Below are 13,200 nucleotides of genomic sequence, written 5' to 3'. Positions count from 1 at the left end.
TGCTATGCGTTATGTTCTCTACGTCTTTTGGATTTTTATTATTTTATTAGGAATTACATTTTCTGCACTTAATTCTCAGAAAATTACGCTCAACTATTATTTAGATACACAAACGATTTATTTACCTTTATTGATTTTAATGACGTTGCTCGTTGGGGTAATATTGGGGATGATTGCTGTACTTCCTTCGCTTCTTAAGAATAAACAGGCTGCTCGACGGTTGAAGTCCCAAGTGAGACGTATTGAGCGAGAAGTACAGAATCTACGGAAAATTCCCATTAAGGATGTGCATTAGTGATTGTACAGACACTATTTTTATTATTACCTGTTGCAGCCGTTGGAGGATGGTTCGCAAGGCAGCGTGCATCATTTAGAAATACAGCCAAATTGTCCCCAGCATTGCGACAGGATTATTTTAAAGGTTTAAATTATTTGATTAATGAACAGCCGGATAAAGCGGTGGATGTTTTTATCAAATTATTAGAAGTGGATACTGATACCGTTGAAACTCATTTGGCGTTGGGAAGTTTATTTCGGCGGCGGGGGAAGTGGATCGGGCTATCCGCGTGCATCAAAATTTAATTGCTCGTCCTCAGTTAGATAAAAGTCATCGGTTTCATGCGTTATTGGAGTTAGGGCAAGATTATTTACAAGCAGGGGTATTAGACCGCGCTGAGCGATTGTTTCTTGAACTGGTTGAGATGGGCGAGGAAAATCAAGAAAGCCTACGGTTTTTGTTGCATATTTATCAGCAAGAAAAAGATTGGCAAAAAGCCATTGAAACGGCCAAGAAATTATTGGCTCAAAGGGAACCTGTGCACGATATCATTGCGCAATATCATTGTGAATTAGCTGAACAAGTGATTGACAAAGGGCATACTTCTCAAGCCTTGCATTATTTAAAACGGGCGCAGGCGATTGACCATCATTGCGTGCGTGCTAGTTTGATTCGAGCTCGTTTAGAAACGGAAGGAGGGAATTATAAAGAAGCCATTCGTTGTTATAAACGCGTTGTTGAGCAAGATCCTGATTATATCTCTGAAGTAGTTTTGCCGCTGACTGAATGTTATCGTCGTATTAGTGAAGAAGATAAATTAGTAGCTTATTTAGAGGATTGTTTAATGCGCTACCCGAGAATTTCATTAGTATTGGCTATTTCGGATTATTTGCAACATCAACATGGAGAAAAGGTAACGATTGAATTTATTGCACAGCAAATAAAACGACAGCCATCGCTTCGTGGTTTAACGCATTTGGCAGGATTGTATCTGTTAAATTCAACAGGAGATACACGAGAAAAATTACTAATTCTACAAAATTTTATGAAAACATTATTGGTTAATAAACCTGTATACCGCTGTTCCCAATGTGGTTTTTCTGGGAAAATATTGTATTGGTTGTGTCCGAGCTGTCATCATTGGAATACGGTACGTCCTATCCAAGGCTTAGAAGGCAGTTAGGGGAGATGAGAAAACCAGAACCTAAAATTATCGTCGCTATTGATGCAGACACAGTTAGACAGGCTTTAGCGCAAGTTCGCCTATTAAACCCAGAGCTGTGTCATCTTAAAATTGGCAGCGTTTTATTTACGCGTTATGGACCTTCCTTTGTCGAGGAATTAATGAAAAAAGGTTATCGTATTTTTTTAGATTTGAAATTTCATGATATCCCTCAAACAGTGGCTGGCGCTTGTCGGGCTGCTGTGGAATTGGGAGTTTGGATGATTAACGTTCATGTGTCAGGTGGACGTTTAATGATTGAAACTGCGATGAATGTTTTAAAGTCCATGACGTCGAATAGAAAGCTTTTGATATTAGGTGTTACTATTTTGACGAGCCTAGATAATGACGATTTAAAAATGTTGGGTATTCAAGATGACGTTTCCATAGTAGTTTCCCGTATGGCAATTTTGGCTAAAAGGGCAGGGTTGGATGGAGTGATTTGTTCGGCTCACGAAGCACCTCTTTTGCGTCAGCAGTGTGGTAAGGATTTTTTATTAGTAACACCCGGTATTCGACTAAAAAGCGATAAAAAAAATGATCAAAAGCGAACGATGACACCCGAAGTTGCTCTTAAAGCAGGCAGTGATTATTTAATTATCGGAAGAACTATCACACAATCCAAAAATCCTTTAAAAATATTGCAAATGATTAACCATTCTCTGTCTGTTATCATTTCCGACAAAGGAAAAAGGAAACAAAAAGAATAAATGATTTCTACTTTTACTAGAATAGGGGTTTTAAGGAACTTTGTGATGACTTGTGGTACTATTATCTTTCTTTATACGAATATGCCGCTATTTTTGGGTCATTCAAAGTGATCACTCGTTTGATTTTGATAACTCCTATTGAGTTCTATTTTTTTCGACGTAAGCTGCATAAGCCAATTCTGATAAAAATTGTAGTAAGAGACTGGTCCGCATTATTATAAGATTTGGCGTCCGCTTTAATATTGACAAAATAACGCGCTTGACCAAAAACGATCTTAATCGGTGTTAACACGCCCGTAGATATTGCCTTCCGCTGGGGCATATTATTTACACGCAACCCCTTGCTCAGAGATAAGGAGTTGGCATGGCGAGTTTTCTTGAAATATTTGAATAATCTTTTCGCTGCCTGTTATCATTGATCCGTTTGAAATATCAGCGGAACAGCTTTCATGGAATTGCTTAAAAGTAGCATCATCGCGTCTTTAATTGCCTTATTTTGTATTTGGTTATTACGACCGTTAGCGATACGTGTCGGGTTTGTTGATCGACCAAACAATCGAAAATGTCATGGAAAAGAAGTTCCTTTAATTGGTGGCATAGCGCTGTTTTTTTCTTTTTGTTTTTCATTATTAACGCTTCCAATTTCTTTGTTACCTCATCGCGGTGTGTTGGCAGGCAGTGGTATTTTGGTTTTAATTGGTATGGTAGATGATTTTAGTGATTTAAGTTCAAAATTGCGCTTATGTGGACAACTGCTTGCAGCCTTTCTCATGATTATTTGTGGAAATGTAGTTCTTGCTAATTTAGGTAATTTGTTTTTTTTTGGTGATTTGAAAACTGGTCTATTGGCAATTCCAGTGACTATATTGATAATACTCGCTAATATTAATGCAATGAATATGATTGATGGTCAAGATGGTCTCACAGGAAATATTGCATTGGGACAATCGCTATTGCTATTGTTTTTGAGTGATAAATTAAACGCTAGGTTGGATTTTCGGCTGCTTTTCATTTTGATTGTACTTCTTATAGTTTTCTTAGGGTTTAATATGCGATTACCGTGGCGAAAACATGCAGCTATTTTTATGGGTGATTCAGGAAGTACATTTATCGCTTTTTTGTTGTCATGGATTGCTATTGATTTGTCTCAGCAGAATTCTGCTTTAGTTCAACCAATGACAGTGTTGTGGATTATGGCATTTCCTATTTTTGATTTAATCAATGTGATTATATTACGGTTGCGACAGCGAAAACCTGTCTTGATGGCAAGTCATGATCACTTGCATCATATGTTGCATGTGGTTGGAATAAATACTACCTTATCGACTTTATTATTAAGTGCTTTATCATTGCTTTTGGGGTTATTTGGCTTAGGCTTAAATTATTTTATGATTCCTGACGCGTGGCAATTTATTTTTGGATAGCAGCGTTAATATTATATATTTGTATTATTGAATTGACGTGTAGACCATCGATGGCCGAAGTGAAGCGGGTACTGTAACCACTCAAAAAGGTAATTCTCTTGAATGCTTTTCTAGGTTAAGACAAGTGAACTAATTTCGTCGTTTCTCATCCGAACTGACTGATGGGTAAATTTATCACTCATTGACCGTATTCTGTGACGTTTGGATAGGTGTTTTAAACATGGAAAAATATAAGCAATTTTGATAATTCGCAACAATTTTTCTTTTTTCGGTACTAGTGGTATATTGATAGTATTCAGCCATTAAACACCATTTACATCTTAAATTAATTGCCAACTGTAGTAGGACAATCCTCTTTACTGATCTGATTGGATAGTACACCTTTTGGTAATTAAAGTGGCATTTCGTCGTCTTATCCTTGAGTGCTGCGCTCAAATCATTGTATTGAACCTTCCTTATGGGTAATTTTTTCCATCATTTTGATTACGATTAACAGTATTATTAGATTTTTCTTTAAAATTTGAAGGGGGAATGATTTACAAATGAAATGCTTCCCAGTCGTTTCTAAGTTCTGTTATTATGTATATCTATTGTCGTTGCAGTGAGTAACTTTGCCGTGGCTCATACAATCTCAGAAAAAATTGGAATAAGATTTGTAAATCAGCTATTTTCATATTTCGTCCAAAGAAGTGTTGAATACTTCTTAAAAGACTGTGAGCTTTTTATTTCATTTCTGTAAAATTCATAGAGGAATCATATAATTTTTATGACTTTTTGAAAAAATATATTTAAATTAGCGAGATGACTTTACTGCCTTTCTCTATTTTTTTATTTTTTATATCTTGTTATCTTTCTTAGTTAAGCGGAGATAAAAATTTGCTTTAGTCTTGAGCGAGAAAGAGCTGTAGTTTTATAGGATTAACTATAAAAAAAGGTATTTTGTTTAGTTGAACAGCGTATGAGGACCGTTTTATCGTGTTATTTATATAAATGAGAGAAAAGCACTGAAGTAATGGGGAAAAAAGACCTATGTTTTTGGAAAGAGAATTATCCATCGAGTATAAATCCTCCACATACTTTTAGTGTCTTTTGTTGATTAAGGGAGATGGGCTTCCCCCTGTTTAAAGTGGGCTATTGTAGATTATATAGCCTTCTTTGATATGAGCGATTACAAAATGATCGCCCATGAATTTGAGAAAAACACATTATCCAGTTCTAATTTTCATCATTCTGCAGTTTTTCTTAGGAATCTATAATATGAAAGAATTGGAATGAGCATAAAAAATATTATAGATTCCTAAGAAAAACTGCAGAATGATGAAAAAACACTATAGGGTCGAGAAACGATTTGATCAACAATAAGGTAGAATTTAGTGTTTAAGCGAACTTTCCTCTCGAGCTAATTTGCGGTAGATTAAAATCACTTAAATAATAGGGAAAATGAGGGCTATTCATGCAGTTAAAGACCATCAAACTTGTAGGATTCAAATCATTTGTCAATCCTACATTGATCCCTATTCGTGGATCACTTAATGCCATTGTTGGTCCTAATGGTTGCGGTAAATCGAATATTGTAGATGCTGTACGTTGGGTTACTGGAGCAATGTCGGCTAAACAGCTTCGCGGACACTCGATGAATGATGTTATTTTTAATGGTACAACGTCTCGCAAGCCAGTCGAAAAAGCTTCCATAGAGCTCCATTTTGATAATAATGATGGTCGCTGCTGGGGTGGATATGCTAAATATGCTGAAATTACCGTTCGTCGAGAAGTAGAGCGCAACGGGCAATCTTATTATTTTATTAACGGGATACATGTACGTCGTCGAGATGTTGTAGATATTTTTCTTGGAACTGGTCTTGGCCCTCGCAGCTATGCGATTGTTGAACAAGGTATGATTTCAAGTTTTATCGAAGCAAAACCCGAAGAATTACATCTTTGCATCGAGGAAACTGCTGGCATTTCAAAATATAAAGAGCGACGCAGTGAAACAGAAAATCGGATGCGTCACACACAAGAAAATTTAGATCGTGTCAACGACATTTGTGAAGAACTTGCAAAACAATTACGACAGTTAAAACGACAAGCTAGTATGGTTGAGCGCTATAAAATTTATAAAGAAGAAGAACGTTTATTAAGTGCTCAGATCAAAGCTTTGAAATGGAAAGTACTAGAGAAAAAACTGGTTGAATGTGATCAAACGATCAATCAGCAAAACATTTTTTGGAAGAAAAGCAAAGTGATCAGCATTGGATCGAATCTGAAATAGAAAAAGTTCGTGAGCGATTAATTAAATTAAATAAAAAATATAATGCAGTCCAAAAGCGTTATTATGGCACAGACGCTGACATTGCCCGTTTAGAGCAACGTATACAAAACACGAAAGATCAGACACAGCAATGGAAAACTGAATTAAAAGAAAATAAAAATTTATGGGTAGAACTAGAAAATAATAGTATCAATTATAAAATCCAAATTACCGAATTAGAAACGAAAATAAAGCAATTAAAATCGAGCACATCTGACACTCAATTAGCAGCCGATGAAGCAGAAGATAAATTAGCACAAGCTGAAGCAGGTATAATTCGTTGGCAAGAAACGTGGGATGCCTTTCAGGCAGAAGCTTCCCAGCTGATAAGTCAAACGGAAGTTATGCGCGTTAAACGCGAGCATTATGAATGCCAATTAGTCGATTTGGAAAAACACAGAGAACAACTGCAGCAAAATTTAAATCAGCTTCAGTTAGAACAGTTACACGCTGAAATTGAGCTATTGACGATAGATTTGGAGTCATTAAATCAAAAACTCAGTGAGGCGCAATCAAAATCACAATCATGCACAGACGAGATTATTAAGCAACGGAAAATCAATCAGATGACTCACGCGGAATTACAAGCTTTATGTCGGAACTTGCAAGTGACAGAAGCCCACGCTGCTTCTATAGAAGCTTTACAAAAATTGGCATTAAGAGATAATGACAATCAGACAAGCGAATGGATTTTCAGTCAGGGATTAAAAGGGAATCCACGATTGGGGCAAAAACTCAAAGTGAACGCTGGCTGGGAAATAGCTGTAGAAACAGTATTGAGCAATTATCTTAACGCTATTTGTGTGGACGATGTCGCGCCTTTTCTTCGCCCATTGTCATCTTTATTGAGAGGACAGCTCACGTTAGTAGCAAAAAACGTGTCCCCTAAGAAAATAAGTTCATTTAATAAAGCGCCTACTTTGATAAGTCAGATTAACAGTGACTGGCCATTTCAGCATTGGCTAGCCGGTATTTATATTGCGGAAACGATAGAAGAAGTAAAACAATTACAAACTTCGCTTCAAGAAAACGAATCCATCATTACCAAAGACGGTATTTGGTTTGGTTCTTATTGGGCTCGAGTTTTCAAAATACATGATGCACAAAACGGTTTTTTACTCAGAGAAAAAAATTGAAAAATTTGAAAAATAAAATTATTAAACAACGGAAACATTGCGATCAATTGGAAATGCTATCAAAAACATATGAGCATCAATTAGCTCAAAAAGAAACCAATCGTGACATTACTCGCCAGCTCTATCAAGAGATAAATATCAAAGCCACTCGGGTGCAAACTATTTTAAGTGAGAAGCAGGAGAGATTAAATGATGCGCAACAGAAACAAAACCGACTAAGGAAATCCATTGCAGAATCAGAACAACGCATTGAACAACATGAACAAGAATTTAAAATTATTCAAAATAAAACTCAATCATTGATCAGTTCCAGAAGTTCTTTAGAAAAGAGACGAAAAAAATACTTCATCAACGCGATCATTATAGTCAGCAATTAACAGAGGGACGCAAAAAAGCCTATCAAAAACGTAAGGAAGCTGATGCGTTAGAAATTCGCTTAACCAGCAGTAAAGATCAATTAAATCTATTGAAGCAGAGCGTCGCGCACGATCAACGACAATTAAAACAAATCACCGAACACCTAGAGACACTATCTCAATATTTGTCCGAGGGCAATAAGCCATTAGAAACTTTAAATGAGCAACTTCACGATAAATTAGAAGAACAGCTGGCTATTAAAACGAAATTACAGGAAGTTGAAAAACAGCTCGAAGAAGCTAATCAGACTTTACGTGAACTGGAACAAAAACGTTTACTTACCCAAAAGGCATTACATGAGACACAAACACAATTGGAAGAATTACGTATGCAACGCCAATCATTCAGTGTGCGACAAACAACCATTCAAGAACAATTAAATGAAAACAATTTTAATTGTAAGCAAGTGATTGCTGAGCTGTCAGCAGATGCGGAGATTGATGTTTGTCAAGAAAAATTAGATCAACTGGTTCAACGTATTCAATGTATAGGTCCGATTAACCTTGCAGCAGTTGAAGAATATGAAAGTATAAATGAACGCAAACATTATTTAGATAGACAATACGCCGATTTAACAGAAGCGCTAGAGATTTTGAAAAATGCGATTCAAAAAATTGATCGTGAAACGCGCATGAAATTCAAAGAAACTTATGATAGAGTCAACCACCACTTCAAATTGTTATTTCCTCAGATTTTTGGTGGTGGCCAAGCAATGTTGGCAATGACAGAGGCTGATTTATTAACGACCGGTGTGATCGTGCGTGCACAACCACCTGGCAAACGCAATGTGACAATCCATATGCTATCCGGTGGAGAAAAGGCACTAACGGCGATTGCGTTGATATTTTCTTTATTTCATTTAAAACCAGCGCCTTTCTGTATATTAGATGAGATAGATGCACCGTTAGATGATGTTAACGTTGGTCGCTTTTGTCAGCTTGTTAAAGAAATGTCAAAAGAGATTCAATTTCTGGTGATTAGTCATAATAAAGTAACCATCGAAATGGCGGACTGTTTAATTGGAGTTACCATGCAAGAACCAGGTGTTTCTCGCATCGTGTCGGTCAGTATGAAAGAAGCGATAGCAATCGTAGAAACAGTGTAAAGGAACAATTTTTGTTGATCGTGTTGTTATTTTTAAGGTTTATTGTCTGGATCTTCTATATGTAACAAGAATCACAAGCGGATGAGCTTCATCAATAACCTTTGATTCTGGCACATTTCCCAAACGATGAGCCTAAAATTAATACGAATAATATGCTAGAATCACCAGAAGGTACTGCAACAAAACTAGATGACGGCATTGCTAGAATATCACTGTAATGATCACGAATTACTGCAGGTATTAGCAAGTGGTTTGGTGTAGCACACAATGTAATATTTGTCATCGTCATAAAATAAAATCTGGTCAGAGACATGAATGTTATTTTACCAAAGTCTAGTTTTGTTCGTGTTGTATTAAAGTATGATCGGGAAGAGGGAGTAAGGGAATTGTGTAAACTGATGATCTAATGATTGCTTTCGGTGCGATGCTTGACAGCGTGTCAATTAAGTGGAGATTTGGGTTGTAAGAGATGGAATAAGAATCGTTTTATCTTGAATAATGAATAAAGTGGCTTAGATTAGAGCGCGCATTCGCCACTTTGAAGAATCAAAGCGCGTGTCTGTTTTTGATGAAATTAACGAAGTCAAATCGGTAGGTAAATAAAAGTGATAATTCCGCTAGAGATTCACAAAAAAATCGATCGATTAAGAAAAGAGATTAATGAGCACAATTATCGCTATTATATTTTATCGCAACCTAGTATTTCAGATGCGGTTTATGATCAACTTTTTTTGAACTTCGAGAATTAGAAGAAAAATATCCAGGCTCAATTATCTCAGCTTCTCCAACTCAGCGGATTGGCGCTAACCCGCTCACTGTCTTTGAGCGGGTTCATCATGAAATTCCAATGTTGTCATTGGATAATGTATTTGATGCAGCAGGGTTGCTTATATTTAATGAACGCATCCAGAAACGATTGAATACCAAGAACCCCTTGGAATATGTGTGTGAATCCAAGCTGGATGGGGTGGCATTAAGCTTGCTATATGAAGATGGTAAGCTGATGCGCGCTGCTACACGAGGCGATGGTTTCATAGGTGAGAATGTAACACAAAATGCCAGAACTATTTCAGTCATTCCTCTGCAGTTACGTGGCAGCAATTATCCGAACCTGGTTGAAATACGCGGTGAAGTATTAATGTCACGGGAAGGTTTTATAAAACTTAATTGGGAAGCTGAGAGGCGTGGAGAAAAAACATTTTCTAATCCTAGAAATGCTGCTTCTGGTAGTTTGCGCCAATTAGACCCTCGAATTACTGCTAAACGACCACTCATTTTTTTTGGATATCACTTAGGTATTTTTAAAGGGGAGGAAAATTGCCTGAAAAGCATAGTGATATGTTAATGCGCTTTAAAGAATGGGGTATTCCGATCGTTCCTGAAATCAAGGTAGTTAAAGGGATTAATGGCTGTCTTAGCTATTATGAAGATTTGGTAAAAATTCGTGAGAAATTACGATTCGATATAGATGGTATTGTCTTAAAAGTAAATTCTCTAGCATTGCGAGAAAAATTAGGTTTTGTTTCACGTGCGCCGCGATGGGCTATCGCTTATAAATTTCCTGACAAAGAAAAAATGACATTGTTAAAGGGAATCGAATTTCAGGTAGGACGTACTGGTGCTGTCACACCGGTAGCTCGTTTAGAGCCGATATTTATCGGAGGGGTGATGGTGAGTAGTGGCACTTTGCATAATTTTGACGTATTGGAGCGAAAGGATGTCCGGATCGGTGATACTGTTATTGTTCGTCGAGCAGGTGACGTTATTCCTGAAGTAGTTGGTCCTATTTTGTCAAAGCGACCGGAGAATACCAAAATAATTAAAATGCCATCGCATTGTTCAATCTGTTATGCGGAAGTCGTTAAGCCTGACGGTGAAGCCGTGGCACGATGCATGGGGGGATTATATTGTCGTGCTCAATTACGCGAAACGATTAAACACTTTGCTTCGCGTCAAGCAATGAATATCGAGGGACTAGGAGAGAAATTGATTGAATTTTTCATACGGAAAAAATTGATTCAAGATATTACCACTGTTTATCAATTAAAACAGTCGACGATTGCCACATTGCCTCGTATGGGTGAAAAATCGGCTTTTAATCTGCTAAGAGCAATCGAGCGTAGTAAAAAAACAACATTATCTCGGTTTTTATATGCTCTAAGCATTCGTGGGATAGGGGAGACTACTGCACGCACACTAGCTCGTCATTTTCGTAAACTTGAATCTTTAATGCAAGCTTCTGTAGAAGATCTACAAGTCATTCGAGGCATTGGCCCAGTGATGGCCAAAAATATTAAAGGATTTTTTCATCAAAAGTACAATGTTGATTTAATTAATAAATTAATTCAATTAGGTATTCACTGGACAGAAGAACAAGTAATTAAAAAATCTTGGATTACTGGCAAAACTTTCGTTTTAACTGGCAGTTTAAGGTCGTTCACTCGAAATGAGGTAAAAGAAAAACTTGAATATTTTGGCGGGAAAACTAGCAGTAATGTCTCAAGAAATACCGATTATGTGGTGACTGGTAAAAATCCTGGTAGTAAGTATGATAGAGCAAAAAAATTAGGTATTTCTATTCTTAATGAAAAAATTTTTCTAGATTTATTGGAAAGTAAACATTTATAGTTTTTGATATAATTATTCTTATATTTAAAAATTATCTACTGATACGAAAATTTTATTTTTAAAATTAAAAATTAATTGAACTCGCGTATGTTTAAACGAGATGTTATTATAGTTTTAATAGGATTACATTGATAAAGTAAATTTCAGAAAAAGATAAATCATTTAATTTATCAGTAATAATCCCTGTGCTAGATGTGATAGAAGAAAAGAAAAATAGAATCTTTCCTTGTAGGGAAAATAGGTCTGCAAGGCATGAATTCAATTCTGAAATTTTATACCGCATATAAAAGTTAATAAATAAAAAGGGAGAAATATTAAAGATAAAATAAGAATGTTCAAGAATTAAATATGTATAAAAAAGAATCTAATTTATTGAACGAATTGAAAAGTACTATCTGAATAAAAAGAAATGATGAAATATAAAATTGAATTAATTCAGAATGATAAGTTAGGTGAAAGAAATATTTAAAAAATTAAGAGAAACATTAGTTTTGATGATAACATACTACAGCTTTTCATAGATTGTATACTGCAATTGATAAAGAAAGAAGAATAGCAAGATTTCCTTGGATTAATGTTTATTGAAACTTATTGAGTTTTATCATAAAGAGATAGAAAAATCTGTGCCGATCCATTTTTCTTATTGCGTTTAAAAGGTAAAATTTAAATTTAATTAAAATCTGCGTGAGAGATAATGCTTGACAACATTGTATCAGTTAAAAATTCTAGGATAGTAAGCTTATAGGACATTTAGATACTATTGCTAAAAGTTGTGACGATTCATATATGAGTATATATAAGTATGAAAATGAAATTTTTTAATTTTGAGGCAATAATTCTAATATAAAAGAATTATTTTGAATTATTATTAAAGCTCGTATGCACAGAAATAAATAAAATATTTAAAAACTGATTTATTGAAAAAGATATATAAGAAAGCAGATTTATCTTTCGTTATTCTAAAACTTATTAGTTTTTTACAATAGAAGAGAGAATAAGAAAGAAATTAATTATAAAAATACTGTGTTAAGTTTTGACGCTTCTATATTCTATAGTAAGAGAATTTACAATTTATAAATTTGAAATTTATTTTAATCTTATCGAAAATCTTAATAAAATTTGTATCGCATTTTTAAAAATTAATATGAGTCTATAAGTCCAAATTTCAGTAAATCTTTCAGAGATTTTGATTGTATTGACTCAAATCAATCTAAATCATACTAATTAGATTAAATTCTCAATGCTGAGCACAAACACTTTTACTTATATTTTATACCATTTAATATAGTAGTATAGCTTAATAATAGTAGTGCTTAATAAGCAATAAATTAAGAAGAATGTTTCTTATTCATCATTAAAGGCTGTGCGTAAGACATATATGTCATGAGATCTGAGGTAAGGTAAAAAAGATTTTTTCGTATCTGTCCTAATCAATGAGAGAATATACTCATCATTTTTCTAATTTATTTAATGAATTAATTGAGTGCTTTACCAGATAAATTAAAAAATAAGGCAAATTCTTATCTAAGTTTTAAAAATACCGATGAAATTTGTAAACGAAAATAGATGTGAATAAAGATTTTGCAGAAGATAGTTACTGGAAAACTGGAATAATAATGCATAAAAGGTTTTAGAATTGAATTTGAATAAAGCTTATTAGGGACTAAATATTTAACTGTCGACTCTAATAAATCCGCAGGGGGGATAAAAATCCTATTGATAAGGATAAAATTAACTTATAGATTATTGTCTGCTTTTTGATTGAAAAATATTTCTTTTAGGAGAAATAAGACAACATTTCTCAGAATTGCGAGCTTCCTATGAAAATCATCAGAGAACAGCAATATAATTCTTGTGAAGATTATCCAGTAGTATTAGGATGACACACAATCTTGAAAATGTGTAGCTTTCTAGAAAGACAGGGCGAATCTAGATAAAAGAGCCTTTAAGAGTTTTATAAGCCTCTTTTTGAT

Annotated in this window: 8 protein-coding genes and 2 pseudogenes; 9 read left to right on the top strand and 1 reads right to left on the bottom strand. The window is 34.9% G+C overall.

All coding sequences use genetic code 11. The annotated features are described in order from the left end of the window. Positions 1–4: 4 nt before the first annotated feature. From LG660_RS01625 to LG660_RS01590, 8 genes and pseudogenes are all read left to right on the top strand, one after another. On the top strand, positions 5–295 hold the full coding sequence (locus LG660_RS01625) for a LapA family protein (RefSeq protein WP_258267620.1): 291 nt from the start codon (positions 5–7) through the stop codon (positions 293–295). Continuing rightward, positions 295–1,460 (top strand): annotated as a pseudogene (gene lapB, locus LG660_RS01620) (lipopolysaccharide assembly protein LapB). The gene LG660_RS01625 and the pseudogene lapB overlap by 1 nt, the downstream one beginning before the upstream one ends. Before the next feature lie 5 nt (positions 1,461–1,465). Then, entirely contained in the window at positions 1,466–2,209 is a 744-nt protein-coding gene (pyrF, locus tag LG660_RS01615; protein ID WP_258267619.1) for an orotidine-5'-phosphate decarboxylase, read from the top strand. Between the two features lie 449 nt (positions 2,210–2,658). Beyond that, on the top strand, positions 2,659–3,633 hold the full coding sequence (locus LG660_RS01610; RefSeq protein WP_258267618.1) for an MraY family glycosyltransferase: 975 nt from the start codon (positions 2,659–2,661) through the stop codon (positions 3,631–3,633). Between the two features lie 1,453 nt (positions 3,634–5,086). Then, positions 5,087–5,902 carry a chromosome segregation SMC family protein gene (locus LG660_RS01605; protein ID WP_258267617.1) on the top strand — a complete coding sequence of 272 codons (816 nt, stop codon included), beginning with the start codon at positions 5,087–5,089 and terminating at the stop codon, positions 5,900–5,902. Further along, positions 5,857–7,077 (top strand): SMC hinge domain-related protein, encoded by a 1,221-nt coding sequence (locus tag LG660_RS01600; RefSeq protein WP_258267616.1) that lies wholly within the window; start codon positions 5,857–5,859, stop codon positions 7,075–7,077. Before LG660_RS01605 ends, LG660_RS01600 begins: the two co-directional genes overlap by 46 nt. Continuing rightward, positions 7,074–7,454 carry an Atg14 domain-containing protein gene (locus LG660_RS01595; RefSeq protein ID WP_258267615.1) on the top strand — a complete coding sequence of 127 codons (381 nt, stop codon included), beginning with the start codon at positions 7,074–7,076 and terminating at the stop codon, positions 7,452–7,454. Before LG660_RS01600 ends, LG660_RS01595 begins: the two co-directional genes overlap by 4 nt. A gap of 89 nt (positions 7,455–7,543) precedes the next feature. Then, entirely contained in the window at positions 7,544–8,599 is a 1,056-nt protein-coding gene (locus LG660_RS01590; protein ID WP_258267614.1) for a coiled-coil domain-containing protein, read from the top strand. A gap of 91 nt (positions 8,600–8,690) precedes the next feature. Here LG660_RS01590 and LG660_RS01585 read toward each other — a convergent pair whose 3' ends face one another. After that, positions 8,691–8,882: a hypothetical protein gene (locus LG660_RS01585; RefSeq protein WP_258267613.1), complete on the bottom strand. Its 192-nt coding sequence runs from the start codon at positions 8,880–8,882 to the stop codon at positions 8,691–8,693. A 325-nt stretch (positions 8,883–9,207) separates the two neighbouring features. On the opposite strand from LG660_RS01585, the pseudogene ligA reads away from it, so the two are divergent. Then, positions 9,208–11,227 (top strand): annotated as a pseudogene (ligA, locus tag LG660_RS01580) (NAD-dependent DNA ligase LigA). Positions 11,228–13,200: the final 1,973 nt, after the last annotated feature.

The sequence above is a fragment of the Coxiella-like endosymbiont genome, assembly GCF_024730665.1.
Classification (GTDB): Bacteria; Pseudomonadota; Gammaproteobacteria; order Coxiellales; family Coxiellaceae; genus Coxiella.
The sequence above is the reverse complement of the archived record's forward strand: the minus strand, read 5'-3'. Positions and strand labels throughout refer to the sequence as shown.